The organism is Bradyrhizobium iriomotense (assembly GCF_030160715.1).
Classification (GTDB): Bacteria; Pseudomonadota; Alphaproteobacteria; order Rhizobiales; family Xanthobacteraceae; genus Bradyrhizobium; species Bradyrhizobium iriomotense.
In genome coordinates this window covers 1-24,407 of the sequence record NZ_BSOW01000033.1, presented here as the reverse complement: position 1 = coordinate 24,407, position 24,407 = coordinate 1, and the positions used below count along the sequence as shown (strand labels likewise).

Below are 24,407 nucleotides of genomic sequence, written 5' to 3'. Positions count from 1 at the left end.
GCGGTCTACCTGGCCCAGTGACCGAGCACCCATTCCCATTGACGCCGATCGTAGTCGTAGCGCCAATGAGCCTTGATCCACTTCGTTTTGCCGATGGGCTGGATCGTTTTCAGATTTTGAAGACGATCAATCGGCTCGGGCGGACGAGGTGGTGGATACGTTTGAAAGGCGCCATTGCAATCTTTCCTTAGCTGACGGTGTAGCGCTTCCAGGGAATGCGCGACGGTGAGATGCGCGAGAGGAAATTCGTGATGTCGCGTCGGCCGTAGTACGTGGCTCGCCCACGACTATCCTGAGCCATCAAGACAACGGGCAGACCCGGAAAGGCCGGCGCAAAGCCGGAGATGGTGCGATTTGCCTCCAGCGTTGTGGTCAACACGTGCGGCTTCACAATCACGATTGCGAACGTGACGCCTTGCTCGCGGATAACGGCGCCGTCGAACTGCATGCATGTCCTCCTTCAATGCTGCGGCGGATGCAGATCGTTGCCGCCGCGGGCGCCGATCTGGCCTTGCCGGTTGCTCGCAGTGCTGCGGACCCGGCATCGATGGCGTCGCTTTGCCGCCTGTGAGCTGCGGCAGCGAGCGAGCCGCCGACAGGTCCCGACAGTCCCAGATGAGAAACGGCATGCTGGCTTTTGGCCATTTCGGGGCTCCTCAACCTTCAATTAATGGCCAGTATATATATAAAAAATAATTGTGCAATAGCCATAAAATGATCTATTTTTATTGACATGGGACGAATCGCGAACTATTTTCCGGTGGAGGAGGAAGGCGATGAACGCAAAAAGGACCATGACCCTGAATCTGACGGACGCCGAGATGTCGGCGCTCGAACAGATGGCTGTGGCCAAAGATCTGACCAAGACCGGTGTTTTGCGGCAGGCGCTAAAGCTGTATCAGCTCATTGACGCTCGCATCGCGAGCGGCGAAAAGGTATTCGTCGAGAATGCCCTGACAAAGGAAAAAGCGGAACTCGCTATCCTATGAGCTCGTTGATAGGCACAGTTAAACTACGGGAAACCGCAACAAATGCGGGGGTCGTCGCGGAAGTTTACGATGGTGTCGATCAAAGCCACTTGGCGAATTGGCAAACCAAATGGAAGCCAATCATCGAGGCAACGCGCCTTCGGCTCGAGCAACAGGGTGCCAAAAGCGCTCTCCCGCAAAGCAGCCATTGGGAATGGGACAAGAAGGCGGCGCACTTCCAGAACTTGCTCGCCTATCGAATGTTCGTGGTCGTTTGTCAGGGCGATACGCAAGGTCTGATGGCCGTGGCAACCGATCCCCGGCATCGTACCCGCGTGGCAGATGACAAGGGCAGGACCGGTCTCGGCCTCGCTTATGTCGACTACCTCGAAAGTGCGCCTTGGAATCGCCCCGAACACGTTGCGCAGCCAAGGTTTAGAGGCGTAGGCAGCATCCTGATCGCCACGGCGGTTCAGCTCAGCCTGGACGAGAGCTTTAAGGGTCGGGTCGGCCTGCACTCTCTTCCACAATCAGAAGACTTCTATCGGACTAACATCGGTATGGCTGATCTCGGCCCAGACAACACCTACGCTAATTTCCCGCTCCGCTACTTCGAGATGACGGAAATCGCTGCGCGAGCCTTCATTCAAGGAGGGAAAAATGAAATTGAATCTCAGTGATGAATGGTGCCTGGCCGCCGCGGATCGTGAGGGTGATCAAGAAGTTGGCGCCGGCTTCGTAGCTTTTGATCCGCTCGCCAGCATGGCAGTAAAAGCCGAACCGTTGATCGATAGGACGACTGAGACAGCGCATTTAGCTTTTGGTCGTCTCGTCAATTTACTACGCAGACAACAATCATACACGATAGAGAGACTAGCCCAACGTGCGCGTGTCGATGTAGATGAGCTATTGTTGATCGAAAAGGATCACGAATTCCGACCTGAGCCTCGCACTGTGCACCAACTCGCCGAAGTTTTTCATTTGCAGCCGCGAGCTCTATTGTTGCTTGCAGGATCGTCCATACCACGAGGCGATCTACTTCAAGAGGCCGTTAAATTCGCCGCTAGTTCTGAACCAGTGGCCAAGCTTACAAATGAAGAAGCAACTGCCGTAGAACACTTCGTGGCTGTTCTAACGGAATGGGCAGAGAAGGATTCGCGTGAAAAGTGAAGAATGCATTTTTAAGAAGACATACTGCAGAAGACATAGACGGCCAAATTGCTAAAATTCTTCGAGGTCTTGGCAACCCTGAGCCTCCGCTCCGCATCGAGGATGTGCGCGAATTATTGCGGCTCGATACCAAGTTTTACAGCTCGACTGACTCCGGCATTTTCCGGGAGACGATCAGTCGTATGTTCGTTGGTGCCAAGCAGGTCATCAATCGACCATCGCTGCTCGGCGATGCGCTGACCAAGTTTCAACTCAAAGCGCTGTGGCTGCCGGATCACAAGCGCATCCTGATCGATAACAGCGTACCGAAGATCAAGCATCGCTGGATAGAGGCGCACGAAGTGACGCACTCGGTGCTGCCATGGCACCGCGACTGCCTCTTTGGCGATACGGAGCAAACGCTCACGCCGTCCTGTCACGAGAAGTTGGAGGACGAGGCCAATTTCGGCGCAGGCCGGCTGCTGTTTCTGGGCGAGCGATTCTTGCGAGAAGGCGCAGATTTCGCCATCGGCCTCGATGCCGTAAAAACGCTTTCAAAGCTTTACGGCAATACCCTCACTTCGACACTATGGCGCTTTGTCGAATGCATGGGCGACGAGCGCCCCCTGGTCGGGCTCGTTTCTATCCATCCACATCGTCCCGTGCAAAGTGCGGTCGCGGTGCCGGTGTGCCGGTATTTCATTCGTTCTCGGGCGTTTGACGAGCAGTTTCCGCATGTGAACGAGAACGACGTATTTGAAATCGCGAAGCTCTATTGCGGACGTCAGTCCGGCGGGCCCCTGGGCGAGGCCAAAATATCCCTGACAAACGTTCGTGCTGAGAGCTGCGCCTTTAAGTTCGAAACGTTCTACAACGGCTACGATGCCCTAACGCTGGGCGCATACAGTTAGCTCTCGAGCCACCGGCTACGATAATCAGCGCAGCCATGAGCAACAGCAGACCTTGACTGAGAGGTATGCTTGGGGGGGCACGGGAGGACGCCTTAGATGATGATCGAAATGGCCGGCCGCGGTGAGCCAAATAGCTGTCGTCCATTCATTTTTCAAAATCGCCGGAAGTGGCGAAGGGCGCGAGTTCGCTTCGCGCCTTCGTGGACTCGCTACCGACGCTTCCGCTGCAAACGATAAGTCAATCGGGCAGTTCCGGCTTGAGGCCAGGGCGCAGGAATCGATTGCCGAAGAGCTCACCTTGCAGGATATCCGCAGAGCTCGTCCACCATGCGAAGCTACGTTGAGGCTATGGGCGGCTCGCTAGAAGTAGTCGCCCGCTTTCCGAAGCGGCCCCCAGTTATAATCAAATCAATGGAAGACGTTGCCTCTGCGCCGAAAGGCCATCAAGCGCAAGAAGCCAGAGCTTGTTCGCGCCTGAAGGGCTGTATGTAACTGCAGGCTTAGGCGGAGCGCGAACTGCACTCCTAAAGGGCAGCCCCTTTGACATGCTCAGATCTTCTACATTCGTCCGAACCTCCTCAACTGCACAGGCGGCAACAGCCTCTCGGTTCAACTGATGGCTTTGCTCCTGCGCCGTTACACGAATGGCAGTTCGATCGCCGAGAGATAGCTCGGCGATGTTCAATGGTAGTCCTGTGTCTCTTAGTGCGTCTGTCCAAAGCCAAAAGATTTCGACGTCGGCTTTGGCTTGCCGTTTCGCCTGCCACGGCCGAGCCCACTCACCTACTCCTCTAACGATTCCGTCGGCAATCGACTTGGTGGCGCCAGAGATTCCGAAAAAAGATCCTTGATTTGCACTAGCGCGGGCGATGCATTTTCGCTTCTATGGTGTCTGACACAGCGGCTCCCTGCACAGAAAGGCTTGTACAAGTTTTCAGCTACCACAACATTAAGAGTTGCTTCTTGCCCACTTGTGGCCGTTCTGAGGCCCTCCTAATTATCGCAGGCCGCAATGGTCCCGGCACGGCGGGTACGCGCAATGTTTGCGTCCGTTTTTAGGGGGAAGGCTGGCGCCTTGGAGGCTTTGGTCGCAATTCCTGACCCGTTGAGCGACAGCGCGTTCGCTTCTCTCAAGCAGGATAGAAATTCGCCTCGGTATTTCGTTCTTTGAAACGAATTCGAGAAGGCGTTTGTCGTCTTCTTTGGTCCATCGTCGAGACCAATTCCTGAGCATGCGTCACTCGCCGGGTCATCTATCTCAGGTAGCTTAAGCCGATCTTGGCCAAGTAGTTCCATTCGAGCTCCGATCCGCGCGCCGGGCTTTGCGTTGCGAATCGCGACGCGACTTAGATGGCGCCACATTCCCCTCGTGATGATTTCCTGCACGATGGGGGTAGCGAAGCTCAGGAAATACGCGCATAGCAACCGTCGACGGTGCCGTGCTGATACCAAAGGTTGATGCCGCGCTCGCGTATGGCTTTTTTGCGCACGCGCGCTGACGCTATTGGGCGCTCGCTCTGTTCGCCGCCGGCGTCAGTCTGACGCCGGCCAAATCCGCCTACATCAATGTCACGCGGCCGCTGATCGACTATTTCTGATGCTGTCCCGCTTTCGCGCTGCGCCCGCGTTTGCCGGGTTCATCGCGAGCATTGCACTCATGTCGGTTATCGCAAGCGGTGTGAATATGGCGTAACCGGAGGCGCAAGCGAAAGCACGCGAGCCCTACGATGCATTGGTCGAACCTCTAATCGGCGCAAAGCGCAGATGCGGCCTGCGGTGAAGGACGTTAGCCTGAACGTTGAGGCGGGGCGAAGGGTGCGGGCAACTCCGACAGCGCGAGCTCGCCTTTCCTTTCTTTCGCTACGCCAGACTACGCTTCCGAGTTTCCCGCGTTGAAAGCAGCAGCCCTCCTGCCCTTTGTGTCGTCCCATCGTCGGTGAGGCAATCACGTCATTTCTAACCGATTTCACGCGCGCTCAGTCATGGGCGCGATGGACCTTTTCTGTATCCGGGGAGAGCCGAGCATGGCCTTCAACACAGCAATTGACGAGGCGAGCGGGCCAAAGTTGGAAAAACACGATACTGCCGAGCGAACAGGGCAGCAAAATACTGCAGCAACGAGAAAGATCACGGTTCAGCTTTCCGAAAAGATTGTCCGCCGTCTCGACGTTGCAACTGACCGTCCCGGCCTCGGCAAGAGCATGGTTGTGGAGGCCGCTCTTGAACGCTTCCTTGACCCAGCGCCGCCGATCGAAGGTCTCATTCACGAGGCGCTCGATCGGATCAACAGGCAACTTGAACGTCTGGACAGCGACGTCCGCACGATCGCCGAGACGGTTGCGCTGCACGCCCGCTATCATCTCACCGTCACGCCTCAGATGCCGCAATCGCAGCAGCCTGAAGCGTGTGCGCTCGGACAAGAGCGATTCAAGGCCTTGGCCGAACAGGTTGACCGGCGCGTGCGCTCGAACCGACCCTTGCTGAGGGAGACGATCGACCAAATAAATGCCTCACGGGATTCTGGTCATGCGGTCGAAGATGATTCGCAAGTTTCTGCGGAATCTACCCAGGAAGGTCCTGCGGCCATCATTCTAGACGCAACCGCCGACACGAGCGCTGCCGCCGAGGAGGGCGGCAGCAACCGCAACTTTCAAATTCTACCAAACGCGTTCTGCTAAACCGGCTGTTGACGGCCGGATCCGCACGCAAGATTTAAAAAGACGCCCATCCAATCTCAATCCTTCCGCATCCTCAGAGGGGCGCGGGCTTCCGACTTGGCGCTTGATCGGCTGTGTTTTCCTCCCTTTCGTCGCCGGTTACTACCTTTCCTATCTGTTCCGGACCATCAACACGCTGATCTCGGGACAGCTTTCAGCTGACCTAGGTCTCGATGCTGCCAATCTTGGCCTGTTGACGTCGGTTTATTTTCTGGTGTTCGCCGGCGTCCAGATTCCGATTGGGACGCTGCTAGATCGATTTGGCCCGCGTCGGGTCCAGAGCGTGCTCCTGCTTGTTGCCGGCGGCGGGGCGGCTCTATTTGGAGCGGCTAGCGACTTCAAGGCGCTTCTTGTTGCGCGTGCGATGATCGGCATCGGTGTCTCGGCTGCAGCAATGGCAGGGCTGAAGGCCATTGTCACCTGGTTCCCGAGGGAACGCGTCGCCTTGGCAAACGGCTACATGATCATGCTCGGTGCACTAGGTGCGGTGACCGCAACAACGCCAACTCAGTGGCTGTTGGCATACACAGGGTGGCGTGGGCTATTTGAACTCTTGGCCCTTGCAACTTTCGCTGCGGCCCTCCTGATCTTCTGGGTGGTTCCCGATGCCGCGCGACCACAGGCGACGCAGCCTGCCGGCGTAAAAATGAGTGCGATCTACAGAGATCGGGGGTTCTGGCGGATAGCACCGCTGTCGGCAAGCTGTATTGGGTCAGCCTGGTCAATGCAGGCCTTGTGGGCAGCATCTTGGCTGACGAATGTCGAAGGACTCGATCGCGAATCCTCGATCACACAGCTCTTCATCATGGCACTTGGAATTAGCGCCGGGGCGTTGCTACTTGGCACGTTGGCTGATCGGCTACGCCGACGCGGGATCGGGTCAGAAGTTCTGTTCGCGGCGGTGACGGTGTTGTTTGTCGTGGCTGAGCTTGCATTGATCTTGCGCCTGCCGTTGCCATCGCTATTGCCATGGCTCGTCATCTCAATTCTCGGTGCAGCGACGGTCCTCAGCTATGCGATCTTAGCGGAGTATTTCCCAAGAGAGCTCACCGGCAGAGCAAATGCCGGCTTGAACGTTCTTCACTTCGGCTGGTGTTTCATCGTCCAATACGGGACTGGACTCATCCTTGACCAATGGCCCGCTCAGGACGGCCACTATCCGATTATTGCCTACCAGGTTGCGTTCGCATCCGCCGTTGGAGTGCAGATTCTGGCGCTAGGCTGGTTTGTGATCCCGTGGCTTGGCCTTTTGAGCAAGCGAGTTGCCAAGTTCTTCTTCTTCCGCCATCCCGAAACAAATACAGACCCGGTTGATGTCTCCGTGACATCAGCAGAAGCTGGCGTACACGAGCCTGAAGACGAGGAATGGTAATGCGAGCGTATCGGCTAACTCCACTTCGGCGCCTAATCCGTGAGAGCATCAACAACTGCGCGCGCGCCTTTCTGGTTCGATCTTTCTTTTTCTACGCCAACATACGATCACCGCGCGTCGCGCGTTGCGCCAATGAAGGACCTGCTTTTCTAATCATACCCATCTGAGGCCGCTTGGGGTGCCTCAGCTCTTGGGACCTCAATGACAATCCAACGCTTTCAGCCGGAGGTGATCTCGCGCGGGGCACGCATGCTGCGCACTGCCCTTGGCCCCGCCATTACGTGCTTTCTGGAAGATCCCGAGATTGTCGAGGTGATGCTCAACCCAGACGGTCGGCTATGGATCGATCGGCTGTCGAGTGGCCTGACCGAGACCGACAAAAGCCTGTCCGCTCCCGACGGAGAACGGATCATTCGGCTAGTCGCTCACCACGTCGGCGCGGAGGTTCATGCGGGTGCACCGCGTGTCTCGGCCGAGCTACCGGAGACGGGGGAGCGATTTGAAGGTCTGCTGCCCCCCGTCGTTGCCGCCCCCGCATTCGCGATCCGCAAGCCAGCCGTGGCAGTATTCTCTCTCGAGGACTATGTCGCCGCCGGGACCATGACCATGGAGCAGGCCGGCGCTCTTCGAACAGCCGTCGCTGCTCGCCATAACATCCTGGTCGCGGGCGGTACCTCTACCGGGAAAACCACCCTGACAAATGCGCTTCTTGCGGAGGTCGCCAAGACGGCAGACCGCGTGGTCCTCATTGAAGATACAAGGGAGCTTCAATGCAAAGCGCCGAATCTCGTTGCGCTGCGCACCCGGGACGGCGTGATCTCTCTATCAGATCTTGTTCGCGCCTCGCTGCGCCTTCGGCCCGATCGTATTCCGATTGGTGAGGTACGCGGAGCCGAAGCTCTCGACCTCCTTAAAGCCTGGGGGACAGGCCATCCGGGCGGGATCGGAACCATACATGCCGGGACTGCACTCGGGGCATTACGCCGGCTCGAGCAGCTCATTCAGGAGGCCGTGGTCACCGTCCCGCGCGCGCTTATTGCTGAAACGATCAACGTGATTGCCGTTCTTGTTGGCCGCGGCGCCGATCGGCGGCTCGCCGAGCTTGCTCGCGTATCAACGCTCGGACCGTCCGGCGACTACAGCCTTTTACCAATAGGAGATCAACCTTGAGCTTGAGATCGCCCCGCAACACGGCCCTCGTCGCGATCGCGGCACTGGCGCTCCTGTTCTCCGGCGCGCTTCCTGCATCGGCCGCTGGCTCGAACATGCCATGGGAGCAGCCGCTCAACCAGATCCTGCAATCGGTTGAGGGGCCCGTCGCCAAGATCCTTGCGGTCATCATCATCATCGTGACCGGGCTGTCGCTGGCATTTGGAGATACCTCGGGCGGATTTCGCCGTCTGGTGCAGATCGTATTCGGTCTGTCGATCGCTTTTGCCGCCTCGAGCTTCTTTCTCTCGTTCTTCTCCTTTGGCGGCGGAGTGATGATCTGATGGAGGAGGTCCCAGGTTTTGTGGCACCAGTCCATCGCGCCTTGACGGAACCGATCCTGATGGGCGGTGCACCGCGTTCCGTTGCGATCCTCAACGGCACTTTGGCGGCAGCACTTGGATTGGGTTTGCGGCTCTGGATCGCAGGCCTCCTGCTCTGGTTCATCGGCCATATGGCCGCCGTCTGGGCCGCCAAGCGCGATCCGGATTTCGTCGAAGTCGTGCGCCGCCACGTCCGCATTCCCGGTCACCTTAACACGTGAATTGTCCCATGATGAATCTTGCTGAATACCAGCGCTCAAACACGCGTCTTGCCGACTTTCTGCCCTGGGCGGCGCTGGTTGATGAGGGGGTGGTCCTCAATAAGGATGGCTCGTTTCAGCGGACGGCCAGATTCCGGGGACCAGATCTCGAAAGTGCCGTGCCGGCCGAACTTGTCGCGGTTGCCGGCAGGTTGAACAATGCGCTGCGCCGTCTCGGATCCGGCTGGGCGGTGTTTGTGGAGGCGCAGCGCCATGCCGCAGGCGCCTACCCTCCAGACACCTTTCCCGACGTGGCTTCGGCCCTGGTCGACGCCGAGCGAAAGGCCCAATTCGAAGAGGAGGGCGCTCACTACGAGTCGAGCTACTACCTGACTTTCCTCTATCTGCCGCCAGCTGAAAGCGTCGCGGTCGCAGAACGGCTGCTCTATGAGGGCGGCCAGCGGACGGTTGGCGAAGATTCGCGAGAAATACTGAGCGGATTTCTCGATCGCACCAATCGCGTTCTCCAACTCATGGAAGGGTTCATGCCGGAATGCGGCTGGCTCGATGACGAGGCCACCCTAACCTACCTGCATTCCACCATCTCGACGAAGCGGCATCGGGTCCGAGTGCCCGAGATTCCCATGTATCTCGACGCCTTGCTCGCCGATCAACCGCTAACCGGCGGGCTCGGGCCGATGCTGGGTCAAGCCCACATCCGCGTTCTGACGGTGGTCGGATTTCCAAGCGCTACGACGCCTGGGATTCTGGACGATCTGAACCGCTTGGCATTTCCATATCGCTGGTCGACCCGGGCCATCATGCTCGACAAGGGCGACGCGACAAGGCTCCTCACAAAAATCCGCCGTCAGTGGTTTGCCAAGCGCAAGTCGATCGCGGCGATCCTGAAAGAGGTGATGACCAACGAGGCGTCAGCTCTTCTTGATACTGATGCGAACAATAAGGCCATCGATGCTGATGCGGCCCTGCAGGAATTAGGCTCCGATCAGATCGGCGAAGCCTTTGTCACCGCGATCGTCGCCATCTGGGATACCAATCCGCGCGTCGCCGACGAAAAGCTGCGTCTGGTCGAAAAGGTGATCCAGGGCCGCGATTTCACCTGCATGATCGAAACTGTCAATGCAGTCGAGGCTTGGCTTGGCAGCCTGCCCGGACACGTCTACGCCAATGTCCGCCAGCCGCCGATTTCGACCCTTAATCTGGCTCATATGGTCCCGCTATCGGCCGTATGGGCAGGGGAGGTGAGAGACCATCACTTCAAGGCGCCACCTCTATTCTTTGGCAAGACCGAGGGATCGACGCCGTTTCGGTTTTCACTGCATGTCGGCGACGTCGGGCACACTCTTATTATAGGGCCAACCGGCGCCGGTAAGTCCGTTCTCCTGGCGATGATGGCTCTGCAGTTCCGCCGCTACCCGGAGGCACAGATCTTTGCCTTCGACTTTGGCGCCTCGGTCCGGGCCGCGGCCATCGCCATGGGCGGCGACTGGCATGATCTTGGTGGTGCGGTCGCGGGAGAATCGTCCGAATTTGTTGCACTGCAACCGCTCGCAAAGATCGACGAAGTCTCCGAACGCGGTTGGGCGGCCGACTGGATTGCCTCGATCCTGTCCCGCGAGCGGGTCGAGGTCACGCCTGAGGTTAGAGAGCACATTTGGTCTGCGCTCACGTCCCTGGCTTCGGCGCCTGTTCTTGAGCGCACCCTGACGGGACTATCGGTGCTTCTCCAGTCCAATATGGTGAAGCGCGCGCTGCAGCCCTATTGTCTGGGCGGTCCATATGATCGCTTGCTCGATGGGGAAAGCGAGCAACTTCGCGCCTCCTCTGTCCAGGTGTTTGAGACCGATGGGCTGATCGGGACGGCTGTCGCCCCTGCCGTCCTTTCCTATCTGTTTCATCGGATCGAGGACCGTTTTGACGGCCGTCCGACCCTTCTCATGATTGATGAGGGTTGGCTCGCACTCGATGACGCCCATTTTGCCGGGCAACTCCGGGAATGGCTGAAGACGCTTCGCAAGAAGAACGCCTCGGTTGTCTTTGCGACCCAGTCGCTTGCGGACATTGATGGCTCGCCCATTGCGCCAGCGATCATCGAAAGCTGTCCGACCCGAATCCTGCTGCCAAACGACCGCGCCATCGAACCGCAGATCACGGCAATTTATCGCCGCTTTGGCCTCAATGACCGGCAGATCGAGATCCTGGCACGCGCAACACCGAAACGCGACTACTACTGCCAGTCCCGTCGGGGCAATCGTCTGTTCGAGCTGGGCCTCGGCGAGGTCGCGCTCGCTTTCACAGCCAGCTCTTCGAAGGCCGACCAGGCCCTGATTGACCGTGTCCTAGCCGAGCACGGAAGGGAAAATTTCGTGACGGGCTGGCTCAAGGCGCGCGAGCTCGCCTGGGCCTGCGACCTCATTCCGCAACTTGCAAAGGCAGGGAGCCTCTGATGAAACGTCTAACTCAGCTCGTAGCGGCAGGCTTGATTGCTGCTGCCGTTTTCCAGGTGCCCCGAGAGGCCAGGGCCCAGTGGATCGTGTTCGATCCCAACAACTACGCGCAAAATGTGCTGACTGCTGCCCGCGAATTGCAGCAGATCAATAACCAGATCACATCGCTGCAAAACCAGGCGCTGATGCTGGTCAACCAGGCCAAAAATCTGGCGAGCCTACCGTATTCTTCGCTGCAGCAGCTTGAGCAGTCGATCCAGCGTACCCAGCAGTTGCTCAGTCAGGCGCAACGCATCGCCTATGATGTGCAGCAGATTGACCGCGCGTTCTCATCCACCTACGCACCAGCCTCTTCAAGCCAGCCCGCCCAGGCGCTGATCGCAAATGCGCAAACACGCTGGCAGAACGCTATTGCCGGCTTGCAGGATGCTATGCGCGTGCAGGCGACCGTGGTCGGCAATCTCGACACCAACCGCACCCAGATGTCGGCCGTCGTGAATGCGAGCCAGGGCGCCAGTGGTGCGCTGCAGGCGAGCCAAGCCGGCAATCAGCTGCTTGCCCTTCAAAACCAGCAGCTCGCCGATCTCACTGCGGCGATTGCCGCGCAGGGGCGTGCTCAAACTTTGGAGCAGGCAGAGCGAGCGGCCGCCCAGGATCAGGGCAGGGAGCAGCTCAGGCGTTTCTTGAGCCAGGGACAAGGCTACCAATCCACAACAGTGCAGATGTTTCACTAATGTCGACAAACAGATTTGAACGAATTCCGATGCTATTGGCGGTGGCGCTTGCCATCCTGGTTGTTGTTGCTTGCGCGATCCGGCTGCGGGGCGATCAAGATCAGGCTCTGCCCGAAGCCTCGATCGCGCAAGGGTCCTTTGAGGCGACCGCCTCAAAGCTCGAGCAATGCCGCACGGTCGAATACGAGCAGACAGATGCTTTGCTCGCGTGCCGAAAGCTCTGGGACGAGAAGCGTCGTGAGTTCTTCGGCTTTCGCCGCGGATCCTCAGGGGCTGGTATTAGCGAAACTAATCCAGACGCATCATCGCCTGTGCGCGGCAAGGATGAGAGCCGTCTGCCGTCCGGCTATCCCACCCTTCCCAACAATGAGGAGTGAACGATGGGCGGTACTGGCGTCATCGACCAATTTCTGGAGACCTTTACCCGTTATATCGACTCCGGATTCGGGCTGGTTGGCGGCGAAGTCGGATATGTGGCGACCACGTTAGCTGCGATCGACATTACGCTCGCCGGCCTGTTCTGGTCCTGGGGCGCTGATGAAGAAATCATCGCCCGACTTGTCAGAAAAACGATGTTTGTCGGTGTCTTCGCGTACCTCATCGGCAATTGGAATAGCTTAGCTAGGATCGTGTTCGAGAGCTTCGCTAGCCTTGGACTGAAAGCATCCGGCACCGGCCTTTCCTCAGTGGACTTTTTCAGGCCAGGAAAGATCGCTCAGGTTGGTCTCGATGCTGGGCGGCCGATCCTTGAATCGATCTCGGGTCTGATGGGCTATGTCAGCTTCTTCGAAAACTTCGTTCAGATCACAGTCCTGCTGTTCGCCTGGATCGTGGTGCTGCTCGCCTTCTTCATCCTGGCGATCCAGCTGTTCGTCACGCTGATCGAATTCAAGCTGACAACACTTGCCGGCTTTGTGCTGATCCCATTTGGGCTGTTTGGGAAGACCGCCTTTGCTGCCGAGCGGGTGCTCGGCAACGTCATTTCGTCCGGAGTCAAGGTCCTGGTGCTCGCGGTCATCGTCGGCATCGGATCGACCCTGTTTGCACAGTTCACGGCCGGCTTTGGAGGCAACCAGCCAACGGTCGAGGATGCGATGGCGCTGGTCCTTGCGGCATTGTCGCTACTGGGCCTCGGGATCTTCGGCCCCGGCATTGCGAGCGGCATTGTTTCCGGTGGACCGCAGCTTGGTGCTGGAGCTGCCGCAGGCACGGGACTTGCGGCAGGAGGATTGGTTGCAGCTGGCGCCGGACTTGCTGCAGGTGGAGTTGGACTTGCCAGCGGCGCAATCGGAACTGCGGCAAGGGCTAGCTCAGCAATCGCGAGCGGAGCCTCTAGCGCATTCCGGGCTGGCGGCCTCTCCGGTGTCACTGATGCGGGCGCCTCTGCCGCGGCAAGTCCTTTGCGCATCCTCGCGGCTCGTCTTGGCGGGAGCGCGGCGTCTCGTAATGTGAGTGCGCTAGACGCCTCAGGGGCGACATCTCAGGAGGTGCCTAGCTGGGCGCGCCGCGCAAAGCGCGCACAAGCGATCCACCAGGGCGCGACAGCCGCGACGAATGCGGTTCGTGCCGGCGATCACGCAAGCGGTGGCGCATCGGTCGATCTCAAAGAGCAAGAATAACGATGCCAGCTGAAGGCGTCCTTCACCCTTTCTGCCCCCGGCGGCACTCATGGCGGCACCTGTAGTTTCAAGGAGCTCACTTTCATGTTCAAACGGTCGGCTGTCCACTATGGCCGCACGCCCGAGCCGGTCACCCCCTATCAGAGGGCAGCCCAGGTCTGGGACGACCGGATCGGCTCGGCGCGTGTGCAGGCCAAAAATTGGCGCTTGATGGCGTTCGGCTGTCTGTTCTTGTGCGCGGGATTTGCCGGTGCCCTCGTTTGGCAGTCGGCGCAGGGAACGGTTACGCCCTGGGTCGTCGAAGTTGATCATCTGGGCGAGGCAAAAACCATCGCCCCGGCAAATGCTGCCTACGAGGCGAGCGATCCGCAGATCGCCTTCCATCTTGCGCGCTTTATCGAGCATGTGCGTGGCCTTCCGCTGGACGCCATCGTGCTGCGCCAGGATTGGCTGCGTGCGTATGACTTCACCACCGATCGTGGCGCTCGCGCGCTGAATGACTATGCCCGCAACAACGATCCCTTCGCCAAGGTCGGGCAAACCCAAGTCGCTGTCGAGGTCTCGAGCGTCATTCGGGCCTCCGTGGACAGCTTCCGCTTAACCTGGACCGAGCGGCATTACCAGAACGGGCAGTTAGCGGCCGCCGAGCGGTGGAGCGCGATCCTCACCATCATCGTTGAACCGCCCCGCGATATCGAGCGGCTTCGTAAGAACCCGCTCGGCATTTACGTCAACGCGATCAACTGGTCGAAGGAGTTCGGATCGTAATGCGTCAAATTCTCGTGGCGAACCTCCAGAGATTCCGACAGAGCGGCGTGTCCGCACTCTTGGTCAGTTTATGCATCCTTGGTGGCTGCACCACATTCAAGCCGCCGCAGATCAGCTATGATGACGAAATCCCACCCTCTCCCGATTTGCCGGCATTGGCGGATGACCGTCCAAAACCGCTTCACGTGCCGCCTGTCTGGACGCCGGCGCGCGGTGGCAAGAAGCTTGAGGCCAAGGAACCCGTCGATCGGATCGAGAGCGCCAACGACGCTGCCCGCGTCGAGCCTCGTAAGGCGGGGTATTTCAACGCGGTGCAGGTGTTTCCCTATAGCCCCGGCGCGCTTTACCAGATCTACGCGGCGCCCGGACAGATCACCGATATCGCCCTCGAACCGGGGGAGCAACTGATCGGCTCAGGTCCCGTCGCCGCCGGCGACACCGTGCGCTGGGTGGTGGGCGATACTGAGAGCGGCGGCAGTGATGAGCGCCGCGTCCACATCATGGTCAAGCCAACGCGCCCCGCGATTACGACCAATCTCGTCGTCAACACCGACCGCCGGACTTATCTCATTGAGCTCCGCTCCCGAGAAAAACCCTACATGCCTTCGGTTGCCTGGTTTTACCCCAAACCTCGAACCACTCCCGGTCAAAAGGTGCCGCCGGCGCCGTACATTCCGGATCCAGCCGAGCGCCGCTATCGTTATTCGATTGGCGGAGATAGCCCGCCCTGGCGCCCGGTTAACGCGTACGACGACGGACGCAAGGTCTACATCGAATTCTCGGCAGGGATTACTCAGGGCGAGATGCCGCCGTTGTTTGTCATTGGACCGGACGGCAAGACCGAGATCGTCAACTACCGCGTCTATGGCAATGTCCTCATCGTCGATCGGCTGTTTGCGGCCGCCGAACTGCGGCTCGGCGGTGAGGGCCAGCAGAAAGTGCGTATCGCAAGAACCGACGGGAGGTCGCTGTGAGCAATACCAGCGGAGATCCCGCGGGGCGCGACCCGGCCCAAGCTGGTGCCCCCGCGGACATTGCCCAGTCCTTGCGGCTGCGCCCCGAACGGCCGCGCGTGATGCGCCTCTCCCGAAAGGCGCTACTTGCTGGCACTGGTCTAGCTCTGGCCGTAGTCTCCGTCGCCGTATTGTGGGCGCTGCAAAGACCTGAAAAGCGCCCCGCGACCTCTGAGGAGCTTTATTCGACTGACCACCACACCGTTGCGGATCAACTTTCGACGCTCCCTAAGGATTATGCCGGAATACCCCACGACGTGCCACGGCTCGGACCACCCTTGCCCGGCGATTTGGGGCGACCGATCCTCGCAGCTCAAGCCCAAACGCAATCCGGCTCGCTTGCAGCTGACGCTGAACAACAGCGCATCAATCAGGAAACTGAGGCGGCGCGCACCAGCAAAGTATTCGCCACGACTAACATCCGCCCATTGGCGGCAACAACACCGTCCAACGAGACATCTGCGAACCCGACGACGTCTTCCGATGAAGCATTTGCGCAAAATGGGCAGGATCGCAAGCTTGCGTTCGTGAACGCGACTGTGGATCGACGTACCACAAGCTCCGATCGCCTGGTCAGGCCAGTATCGCCCTTCGTGGTCCAGGCGGGAACAGTCATTCCGGCCGCTCTCATTACCGGAATCCGCTCTGATCTGCCGGGCCAGATCACAGCGCAAGTGACCGAAAGCGTCTTTGACACTCCGACCGGCAGGGCTCGGCTGATCCCCCAAGGCGCGCGACTGATCGGGATCTACGATAGCCAGGTCGCGTTCGGACAGTCGCGCGTGCTCCTCGTCTGGACGCGTCTGATCATGCCCAATGGACGTTCCATCGTGCTCGAACGTCAGCCAGGCGCGGACGTAGCTGGTTACGCCGGCCTTGAGGATGAGGTCGACAACCATTGGAAGGAACTATTGGGAGCCGCGGCGCTATCGACTTTGCTCGCCGTTGGGACCGAGGTTAACTCCGGGGCAGACGCCAATAGCTCCAACAGTGACATCATTGCGGCGCTGCGACGCGGAGCCGGGGACTCCCTTAATCAGGCCGGACAACAGATAGTTCGGCGCAACCTCAATGTTCAGCCGACATTGACCATCCGGCCGGGATTTCCGGTGCGGGTCATTGTCAACCGCGATCTCGTGCTCGAACCATATAGAGGATGAAATGACCAAACTGAAGATTGGAACGATTGCAGATGACAAACCCGTTCGGATCGCCATCGACTTGCCCGCTGCAGTGCATCGCGATCTGATTTCGTACGCGGAGATTCTCTCCCGTGAAACTGGCCAGAAGATCAGCGACCCCAATAAACTGATAGGGCCGATGGTGGCGCGCTTCATGGCGACTGACCGAGCCTTTGCGAAGGCCCGAAAGCGGCTTCACTCCAAAGATGATGAAGGGTAGCGCTCGGCCAGCAACCTGAGGAAATCGGCCATTTTCGTTATCATTGCGCCACACCGCAGAAAAGCCAACGCGCGGCTTGGTCCCATGCCGTCCCGCAATTCCGATAGGCCAAGCCAGAAGAATTGGCCCCAACGTCGGGTTCCAGCGCGAGGCTGATCCCGGGCCCATCTTTTGACGACCCCCGACATCGCAACGCTCAGTCCGCGCCCCGCCGTTGCAGCGACGACCTTTGTAATTAGCACTCCTCCGAGTCCGGGTTGGTGATTCGGCAACACGGCTGTGCTTTGGATCGCATGCGAACCTTGCTGTGGGTACCTGTTCGCTTGAATACTGCGTTTGACTCCCAATAACCGCTGGATTTCGCCGCGATTGCCTTTGTCTGCGTCGCTGACTTCTGCAGCTCCTCCGATTAAAACACTGGGATCGCAAATACCGTGTCGGCCTCACGCTTGGAGTTGTCCGCAGGAAAGAAGGTCGATGCAAACGGCACAAGGGCTACGATTCTAGCATCCCGACCAGCGCTCTGTGTAGCGCGACGACAGAGGGATCGAGGATCAAGGAAAAGACGAGGGTAGGTTCGGTGAGTCCCGAACCGGAGTCCCGAAAAACATTGCTAATCGTGGTTGAGTTTACTTATTTGTCCTGGGGGAGGGCATGGCTCGGGGCCCAAAGAAGCAGCGGCTGAACATATTTCTCATCAAGCCAGGCGTTGGAATCGATCAAGTTGTACGAGATGATGTGGGGCCATTAGATCGGCGCGCTATCCGGAAGGGTCTAAACTTTAGTGGAATAATTTTCACAAAGGGGACCCCAGCAAATCCGCCTTCTTGGACACGTTTCGTTCAACAGGGAGCGGAAGAGGCGCTCGGTCTGCTGTTCAACCAGAGTGCTTCAGGTCTGATCATCTTGACCGCTGCTGGTCGCATGTTCGCAATTGCTTTTGGTTTCGGCAGACATTGGATTGAAGAGGCGCAAATTGTTCGTCGTTTTGGAATGATAGTAAGCTTGAATGTCGTTCATCCTGACCGCATCAGAAGTGTAGACCGGGAGGAGTTTGATACAATCCAGCGGAAGACACGCAGTCAGACATCCATAAGTTCTAACATCGATAGCTTCGGGCTCAACATCCAACGTGATCTCGTGCGCTCGGTTACCGGGCAGCCCGAAGATACAAGTTTCGCCGCGCACGTAACCGGCGCGGACAATTTGATCATGAGCGTCGCCCTAACTTTTGAACAACTTGGAGATAAGTGCGCGCAAGCGCTCGGCTATTTCAGCAGCAATCGCTATCGCGATAGGTATGCATGGATCGACAATTTCAACCGGCTCGCCGACCCAGTCAAGGTCGCCGAACTTGATGCAAGGCTCGTCGAGGAAATCAGGACCGGCGCCCCCGAAAACGCATACCTTACACCACCGGATACACTGGATACTCAGGAACACAGAGGTTTTCTTTACCCTAGGGAGCGCAAAGGCGTTGAACTACACCCAGATCTACGCATGGAAGAGTGGCTTTCAGCGATAGACGATCCTCGCGCAATAACACTTGAGTACCTGAGGAGATGGAAGTTTCGTGAATTCACGGTCAGTGAAGAGATCCCTCGACAATTCACCGTGTACGACGCGATCATTTATGAAGTTACTCAAGGTACAAAACTTTATGTGTTGTCATTCGGAGAGTGGTTCGAGATAGCGCAGGATCATGTTGCAACAGTAAACGGACAGGTAGCGCAAATTAGAGAACATTCCGAGTTGAATATGATTGATGCTCGTTCTGGCGAAACAGAAGGCGAGTATAACAGAAGGGCAGCCGCATCCAGCAATGGAGAATTTGTTCTGCTTGATGCGAAGTCCGTAGCCTATGGGGGAGGGCGAAGCTCAATTGAGATATGCGATTTGTTATCGCTGCAGCGCGTATTCATTCACGTCAAGGCGAAGACTAAATCTGCGACATTGAGCCACCTTTTTGCGCAGGGCCTTAATTCGGCGCAAGCATTTCGCGATCACAGCTTTCGTCAGCTCGCAATTGCAAAATGCCCGAATTCGCACCAAGCTCTGCTCAGCGGAGAGCCGCGCATCGACGAGTTCACCGTAACTTACGCAATTATCACTCACGCGAGAGGTAATCTGAGAGACGCTCTGCCGTTCTTTAGCAAGCAAAGCCTAGCTAATGCGGCGCAGCTGTTGCGAAACATGGGCTACCAAGTACGCCTCAAAAAGATCGCCGTGATCTGATACGTCGTCCGTTAAGAAGCCGAATTGAGCGCGGCGGGACCGGGCGAGCGCTCGCCATCCCAGTCCCAGAGCAGGTCCAAGAATTGTCTAAGCGAGGCGAAGATGCAGCGGAAGTTGTGACCGACTGCTGAAAGGATGATGTTGGCGGCATCGCCGACACGGCCTCGGAGTGCGAACGCCTCCTAACAGTGCGCGCGACTGAAGGGGATCTGCGACAGCCAAGTCGCGTTCCGAGCCGTCGCGCGTGCATCTGCAAGCGAGCGTTCCATGCCTCGAGTGACAGCACAGAGCCGAGGTCGCGGAATACGCTGGCCAGGGGTATGAGGTCGAGAGAGATTGGAAAGAGCTGCTGGAAGCGGCGACCATATCGACATTGCTCGTCATTGGGACTGAGGTAACTCCGGGACAGACGCTCCAACGGTGACATCATTCAGGCCGCTGCGTGGAGCAGGAGGCTCCCTCAATCAGGCGCGCATCGGCGGTCTACTGCAACGACATTCAGCCGATATTGACTCTCGGGCCGGGAACCTTGGAGCGGTCTCAGAACGAGAGCCCGTTCGAAGCGCCACCGAATTGCGTTGCCATGAATCCGGATCTGATTTCCCGGAAACTCTTTCCGTGATAAATCAGCGCTCCAGATAAACTGATAGTGCTGACGCCTTTGTCAAAGCCTAAAGCGACTTAGGCCAAAGATGACGAAGGGTAGCGTTCGGCCAGCAATTTGAGGAAATTGACCAGAGCTGGATTTTCGTTGTCATCACGCCAGACCGCGGAAAAGCCGATGCGGCTTGGTCCCACGCTGTCGCGCAATTCCCGATAAACCAAGCCGGAACAATTGGCCCCCACGTCGGATTCCAGCACGAGGGTGATGCCGAGGCCCATACTAACGAGATTCTGGATCTCTGCGCGGCTGACATCGCGATGCTCGATCCGCGGGCCCTCCGTCGAGATGATGAATTTTGCATTTAGCAACGCTTCGAGGTCGCGCCCCCAATCGTGTTGGCTCATCAAAACGATTTGGTTACGCAAATCGGTCCATGAGATACCATTCTGCAGAGCCAGGAGATGATCGTGAGGAAGAGCAGCAAAGACCCGCTCGCTCCACAAGGGAGTGCTTGCGCTGCTGATATCGAATGAATCTCCTGCTGCAACATAGAAGTCAACCATGCCATTGCGAAGCGCGGTTGCTAATCGGGGCCGAGATCGTTCGACGATTCCAAGCCTTACCTGCGGAAATCGCGAACAGTATTCGAGCAGCGTCGCACGCAGGTGACCAGCGGTAAGAGATGTGGAGAATCCAATGACGAAGCGGCCGCATTCCCCACGGTCGGTAAGCTTGGCCCTCGCGACGAGTCCATCCATCTGTTGAAGAATTGAGCGCGCTGTTCGAAGAAAATCAAGTCCCGCTGGTGTTGCTGTAACCCCCGCACGCGATCGCTCGAAGATGATTATTCCAATTGAGTATTCCAGGAGCTGAATAGAGCGACTGAGCGTCGATTGTGTGATGGAAAGACTATCGGCAGCTCGGCGAAAGCTCCCATGCTCCGCGGCCGCAAGTGCCAGCTGAAGTTGACCGAGGTCCAAATTGAGGCGTCGGATTCCCGCCGCCAGATCGGCAAAGCTTGTACGACGCACCATTGCAGCACCTTAAATTTCAGAAATCGAGCAAATGGAGTTGCTCAGAAAATGAAAGGATCACCGGCCGGTTGATCGTGGTCAGGAGGACGAATGGCTTTCCTTGCGCGTTCGTTTCTTATTTCTTGATGCGCGTGGGCGGCATGTTGGGTGAACATCGTCGTGTCTCTGCTTGCGATTGTGGCTCGCTGCCGATCATGTGGACCCGTGCTTCTCCGTCTTCCCGGGATGCCGATGCGAGATTTACGATTTCTGAGAGCGCAAATCTGACGCGCGCGCGAGCCGCGACGGCGCTCTCGTTCATGCTGGGCGTGGGGGAGACGACTCGGCGAGTTCAGTCGGGCGGGGAAGTGGGGTACTCAGGCGGCCTCTAACAAGACTGGTGTCCAGAGCACAAGCCCATCGAGACCGCCAGCAGCGCGTACTCTTTGAAGAGCTCCTGGTGAAATTTCCAGGTGTCCTGCCACAGCCATGGTATTTCCGATGTTGCAGGGAGAGGCGATACGGCAGAGCGGCCAGCCTGCGCGTTTCAGGATTCTCTCCATCCGAACGTCGGTAACCGTGACGATGTTGTTAAGTCGTCTCGATAGTCCGAATTCGATCATCCCCGCGAAAAGCTCGTAAGTCGACTTGGCGAGCCCGTGTTCGCCCTTCGGAGCATTGGGAGAAGCATCAACCGCGAACCGGCTGCTCTCCCAGACCAGCGGGTCTGCCGGAGCAGGAAGCCCCCCAAGAACCATTGGAAACGTATCGCGCACCATCGTCGGCCCCAGAGTCGGCAAAAGACGAACCGAACCTTCCACATGACCCTCAAGAGACGTTTGGACGAGGTAGGCCGGATGCAGCGCATCGAAATCGTCCATTTCCATGTCGCCGGAGGTCTGAACGCTCCACTCCAATCGCTGCTTAAAAACGCGATAGCGTAACTTATACATGGATGCTAACGTGCAGGAAAACGCACTGTAGGATGACTCCGTAATAAGCTGAATCATGGTCCCCTCCCAAAGGAGAGGAAATTCTGGAGGAGCTGCGCGTCAACATCATCCCCTATAACTATGCGGGATCAGGGTCTTAATCTCGCCCATCTCGTTTGGCAGCGGCCAATCGCACTGCGGCCTGAACGACTTTACGAACTCCCAGCTTGTCTCTCGCGCTCCTTAAGTAATGAGCCACGGTATTGTGGGATATGCCGAGGATCCGTCCAGTTTCCCAAACGCTTTTGCCCTTTGCGGCCCAGTCCAAACATTCGACTTCGCGGGGAGACAGTACGATTCCGTCGATTGTCAGTTGATGTAAGAGCGTGCGGCGCACATGAAAATGAAAGCATCTCGCCATTAGCTGAAGGACAGGGGCATTCAGATCGATGCACTTTTCGAATTGTGGACGCCTTTGGTCGGCGGCAAAGGTCAGAGCAGCAACCGAGCCGTCTTCATCGTGAATTGGGACTGTGAAACCTAGCCGAATTCCGAATTCGCTAGCTTCGTCGAAAAATCTTCGTTGCGCCGGAGAGATTGGTCTCAAAGGTGCGTCTAAACCCCATTGAAATGGGTCAGTGCTCTCTAACGAACGTTTGATAATCGGATCCAGGCGTTCGTAGTGACTGCGCACATAATGTGTGACCCAGTTGTTCGGATACGTTGATATGACCAATGGCTTTTTGCCGGCCCGCTGCGGCACCGCAAGATATGCAAAACAAGACAGATCAAGCTCGCTCGCGGTGATCGCCATGGCTTCTGCGAAGGCATCCGCGTGTTCGGCGCTGAAAAGAAGCTCAACGTATCTTTGATATATGCGATGCATGGTGATGGGCGATAACGGCTTTGCGGGACCAAAAGGGCCCGGAACGTTCCTAACGAGACGAGTGGTTGAAGGATTTTTCCCGCGGAGCGAGAGCTCATTCGTGTGAAGGTCGTCAAACGGGCCTAGGTCAGCTATCCTTCGCATTCCAGTGCAGTATCGGCGCAATCCCCTTCTGCCTGGGGTCAACGCGGTCAGTTTCGCGCGCCGGTTCAGTTTCCTAATATAAATATATTTCTCCGTTGCTCCAATGGTAGTACGGTAATTGCACAGAATTCGTTGTTTCGGCATCAACTTCCGTTATGGGGGCGCCGATGCCAGAAGATTTCCTGTTTGGTGGGTCTGAGCCGAATGCTCCCAAGAACGCGTTCGGCGGCGGTTCCGTTTGAAGCAGCTAGGTGTTTAGTCCCGTCAGGAGCGGGTTGAGTTTGAGCCTCTGACTGGGAAGTCCAGCATCTGCAGATGTATTCGTAGGGTGTGTGGCCCTTCAGCCGCCGAGCGTAACTGGGGGCGGTGATGAAGTCGGCAAGGTGAGCTTCGAGATGATCGTGTCGATCGTAATGGTAGCGTTGGACGGTCTCTTCGGTTCATGCGCTCGACCTGGGCATTGGTCAAGGATGGTTGATCTTGGTCAGCCGATGTTCGATCCCGTTTTCCTCACTTATGTCGGGCCCGTCCGCATAGCGAGGCGGGAAGGTGGACTGGATCCGTGCGCGCCCGATAGGGCGCGCAGGCGCGAGGACGGAAGCCCCAATGCTTCGCGAAAGCGATGAGCTTGTCGTTAAACTGAACCGACCGGCTCACCGCATCATGGCGCGCCGCGAGCTCGCGTGGGATTGTCCACCAGCACTTCCGGCACGCCGAAGGTCGTGAATGCACTCTCGAGCCCGGCGAACCGGTGCTTTTGCTTCTCGGCCCGGAACGCACGCACATGCAGCCGTCGCGAATGCCCCAGCGTCGCCACGAACACGAATGCTTTGACTTTGATCCCGACCGCAAGATCCGCGTCCTGCCGCCGATTGGAAAGCGGAAGCGCTATCCCGCTCTATCCCTTACGGTGGTCCATGCCGAAAAGCGCAGGACCCCGAAAACGGAAAGAAGATCAATTGGGAGCTGATCACCGATCTGCCTGTTCGCTCCCGCACCGACGCCGTTGAGAAGCCTGAATGGTATGCTTTGCGATGGAAGATCGAGGTGTTCCACATCGTCAGCAAAGCTGAGAAGTCGAAGCTCAGGACCGCCAGCGTCTGACCAATCTGATCTCGCTCTTTTGCATCCGGAGTTGACGAGTCTTTTGGCTGACGCTGCTAACTGTTCCGCCCCAGATGCGCCGTACGCATACGACGAAGACCGCCTGACTGACGCATGCGTGCGGGCACGGCGAGCTCTATGATGGCGTTGCGTGAAGGTCAGGCGGCCTGGTGATCGGCGGGCTTGTCGGCTTGGCGCAGGAGCTTCCATTCCCAGGGCAGCAGTTCGCGCAGGCGCGATGCGAGAAGATTGGCGATACGGGCGAGGACGTCGGCGAGCCAGGCCTAGGGATCGACGTCGTTGACGCGACAGGTCGTGATCATCGCCAGCACGATGGCGGCGCGGTCGGCGCGCCGCGCTGGCTGCCGGCGAAGGTCCAGTTGCGCCTTCCCAAGGCGCCTCTCAATGCGCGCTCAGCACAATTGTTGGTCAAGCAGATCCTGCCATTGTCGAGGAAGCGGGCGAAGTCGTAGCGCCTGAGCATGTAGTTGATCGCCTTCAGGACCTCGGAGGAGCGCGAGAGGGTTTCGCGCTCACGCATGAAGCAGAAAAGATCGCCGCCATGGGGTCGCGCTGAGCACCTCCTGCACGCGGAGAGCCAGGCTCGGAAAGCCGCACCGCATGTCGGTGTGGCCCG

The 24,407-nt window shown here is 58.0% G+C and carries 23 protein-coding genes and 3 pseudogenes; 18 read left to right on the top strand and 8 right to left on the bottom strand.

Annotation, left to right across the window (positions count from 1 at the left end):
- Positions 1 to 187: 187 nt before the first annotated feature.
- Positions 188 to 448: a hypothetical protein gene (locus QQL28_RS35445; RefSeq protein ID WP_284273202.1), complete on the bottom strand. Its 261-nt coding sequence runs from the start codon at positions 446 to 448 to the stop codon at positions 188 to 190.
- A 328-nt stretch (positions 449 to 776) separates the two neighbouring features.
- On the opposite strand from QQL28_RS35445, the gene QQL28_RS35440 reads away from it, so the two are divergent.
- From QQL28_RS35440 to QQL28_RS35355, 18 genes are all read left to right on the top strand, one after another.
- Positions 777 to 989, top strand: a complete 213-nt coding sequence (locus tag QQL28_RS35440; RefSeq protein ID WP_253595214.1) for a transcriptional regulator — start codon at positions 777 to 779, stop codon at positions 987 to 989.
- Entirely contained in the window at positions 986 to 1,648 is a 663-nt protein-coding gene (locus QQL28_RS35435; protein WP_284273201.1) for a GNAT family N-acetyltransferase, read from the top strand. Before QQL28_RS35440 ends, QQL28_RS35435 begins: the two co-directional genes overlap by 4 nt.
- Complete coding sequence (locus tag QQL28_RS35430) at positions 1,629 to 2,138, top strand: helix-turn-helix domain-containing protein (RefSeq protein WP_284273200.1); 510 nt, start codon at positions 1,629 to 1,631, stop codon at positions 2,136 to 2,138. The genes QQL28_RS35435 and QQL28_RS35430 overlap by 20 nt, the downstream gene beginning before the upstream one ends.
- On the top strand, positions 2,135 to 3,028 hold the full coding sequence (locus QQL28_RS35425) for an ImmA/IrrE family metallo-endopeptidase (RefSeq protein ID WP_284273199.1): 894 nt from the start codon (positions 2,135 to 2,137) through the stop codon (positions 3,026 to 3,028). Before QQL28_RS35430 ends, QQL28_RS35425 begins: the two co-directional genes overlap by 4 nt.
- 2,024 nt (positions 3,029 to 5,052) lie before the next feature.
- Positions 5,053 to 5,706, top strand: coding sequence for a hypothetical protein (locus QQL28_RS35420; protein ID WP_284273197.1), 654 nt, complete (start codon positions 5,053 to 5,055; stop codon positions 5,704 to 5,706).
- A gap of 103 nt (positions 5,707 to 5,809) precedes the next feature.
- Positions 5,810 to 7,117: an MFS transporter gene (locus QQL28_RS35415; protein WP_431309698.1), complete on the top strand. Its 1,308-nt coding sequence runs from the start codon at positions 5,810 to 5,812 to the stop codon at positions 7,115 to 7,117.
- 201 nt (positions 7,118 to 7,318) lie between these two features.
- Positions 7,319 to 8,287 (top strand): P-type conjugative transfer ATPase TrbB, encoded by a 969-nt coding sequence (gene trbB / locus QQL28_RS35410; protein WP_284273195.1) that lies wholly within the window; start codon positions 7,319 to 7,321, stop codon positions 8,285 to 8,287.
- Positions 8,288 to 8,322: 35 nt separating this feature from the next.
- Positions 8,323 to 8,610: a TrbC/VirB2 family type IV secretion system protein gene (locus tag QQL28_RS35405; RefSeq protein WP_284273278.1), complete on the top strand. Its 288-nt coding sequence runs from the start codon at positions 8,323 to 8,325 to the stop codon at positions 8,608 to 8,610.
- Entirely contained in the window at positions 8,607 to 8,870 is a 264-nt protein-coding gene (locus tag QQL28_RS35400) for a VirB3 family type IV secretion system protein (protein WP_284273276.1), read from the top strand. Before QQL28_RS35405 ends, QQL28_RS35400 begins: the two co-directional genes overlap by 4 nt.
- An 8-nt stretch (positions 8,871 to 8,878) precedes the next feature.
- On the top strand, positions 8,879 to 11,317 hold the full coding sequence (trbE, locus tag QQL28_RS35395) for a conjugal transfer protein TrbE (protein ID WP_284273193.1): 2,439 nt from the start codon (positions 8,879 to 8,881) through the stop codon (positions 11,315 to 11,317).
- Positions 11,317 to 12,051: a P-type conjugative transfer protein TrbJ gene (gene trbJ / locus QQL28_RS35390; protein ID WP_284273191.1), complete on the top strand. Its 735-nt coding sequence runs from the start codon at positions 11,317 to 11,319 to the stop codon at positions 12,049 to 12,051. The genes trbE and trbJ overlap by 1 nt, the downstream gene beginning before the upstream one ends.
- 29 nt (positions 12,052 to 12,080) lie before the next feature.
- The gene (trbK-alt, locus tag QQL28_RS35385) at positions 12,081 to 12,428 is read left to right on the top strand and encodes a putative entry exclusion protein TrbK-alt (RefSeq protein WP_284273190.1); all 348 of its coding nucleotides are present in this window, start codon (positions 12,081 to 12,083) and stop codon (positions 12,426 to 12,428) included.
- A 3-nt stretch (positions 12,429 to 12,431) separates the two neighbouring features.
- Complete coding sequence (gene trbL, locus QQL28_RS35380; RefSeq protein ID WP_284273189.1) at positions 12,432 to 13,670, top strand: P-type conjugative transfer protein TrbL; 1,239 nt, start codon at positions 12,432 to 12,434, stop codon at positions 13,668 to 13,670.
- Positions 13,671 to 13,754: 84 nt separating this feature from the next.
- Positions 13,755 to 14,438 (top strand): conjugal transfer protein TrbF, encoded by a 684-nt coding sequence (trbF, locus tag QQL28_RS35375; RefSeq protein ID WP_284273188.1) that lies wholly within the window; start codon positions 13,755 to 13,757, stop codon positions 14,436 to 14,438.
- Positions 14,438 to 15,412, top strand: a complete 975-nt coding sequence (trbG, locus tag QQL28_RS35370; RefSeq protein ID WP_284273186.1) for a P-type conjugative transfer protein TrbG — start codon at positions 14,438 to 14,440, stop codon at positions 15,410 to 15,412. The genes trbF and trbG overlap by 1 nt, the downstream gene beginning before the upstream one ends.
- Positions 15,409 to 16,611, top strand: a complete 1,203-nt coding sequence (locus tag QQL28_RS35365; protein ID WP_284273184.1) for a TraB/TrbI/VirB10 family type IV secretion system protein — start codon at positions 15,409 to 15,411, stop codon at positions 16,609 to 16,611. Before trbG ends, QQL28_RS35365 begins: the two co-directional genes overlap by 4 nt.
- A 1-nt stretch (position 16,612) precedes the next feature.
- Positions 16,613 to 16,852, top strand: a complete 240-nt coding sequence (locus QQL28_RS35360; RefSeq protein WP_284273182.1) for a DUF2274 domain-containing protein — start codon at positions 16,613 to 16,615, stop codon at positions 16,850 to 16,852.
- 654 nt (positions 16,853 to 17,506) lie between these two features.
- On the top strand, positions 17,507 to 19,087 hold the full coding sequence (locus QQL28_RS35355) for a DUF6119 family protein (protein WP_284273180.1): 1,581 nt from the start codon (positions 17,507 to 17,509) through the stop codon (positions 19,085 to 19,087).
- An 11-nt stretch (positions 19,088 to 19,098) separates the two neighbouring features.
- On the opposite strand, the pseudogene QQL28_RS35350 reads toward QQL28_RS35355, so the two are convergent.
- The 7 genes and pseudogenes from QQL28_RS35350 to QQL28_RS35320 all read right to left on the bottom strand — a co-directional run.
- Positions 19,099 to 19,257 (bottom strand): annotated as a pseudogene (locus QQL28_RS35350) (IS5/IS1182 family transposase); the annotation flags it as partial.
- A gap of 511 nt (positions 19,258 to 19,768) precedes the next feature.
- Positions 19,769 to 20,725: a LysR family transcriptional regulator gene (locus QQL28_RS35345; protein ID WP_284273178.1), complete on the bottom strand. Its 957-nt coding sequence runs from the start codon at positions 20,723 to 20,725 to the stop codon at positions 19,769 to 19,771.
- A gap of 356 nt (positions 20,726 to 21,081) precedes the next feature.
- Complete coding sequence (locus tag QQL28_RS35340) at positions 21,082 to 21,714, bottom strand: acyl-homoserine-lactone synthase (protein ID WP_284273176.1); 633 nt, start codon at positions 21,712 to 21,714, stop codon at positions 21,082 to 21,084.
- A gap of 79 nt (positions 21,715 to 21,793) precedes the next feature.
- Positions 21,794 to 22,522 (bottom strand): LuxR family transcriptional regulator, encoded by a 729-nt coding sequence (locus QQL28_RS35335; RefSeq protein WP_284273174.1) that lies wholly within the window; start codon positions 22,520 to 22,522, stop codon positions 21,794 to 21,796.
- Between the two features lie 391 nt (positions 22,523 to 22,913).
- Positions 22,914 to 23,166, bottom strand: a pseudogene (locus QQL28_RS35330) (IS481 family transposase); the annotation flags it as partial.
- A 161-nt stretch (positions 23,167 to 23,327) separates the two neighbouring features.
- Positions 23,328 to 23,489, bottom strand: coding sequence for a hypothetical protein (locus QQL28_RS35325; RefSeq protein WP_284273172.1), 162 nt, complete (start codon positions 23,487 to 23,489; stop codon positions 23,328 to 23,330).
- A gap of 439 nt (positions 23,490 to 23,928) precedes the next feature.
- Positions 23,929 to 24,407 (bottom strand): annotated as a pseudogene (locus tag QQL28_RS35320) (IS66 family transposase); the annotation flags it as partial.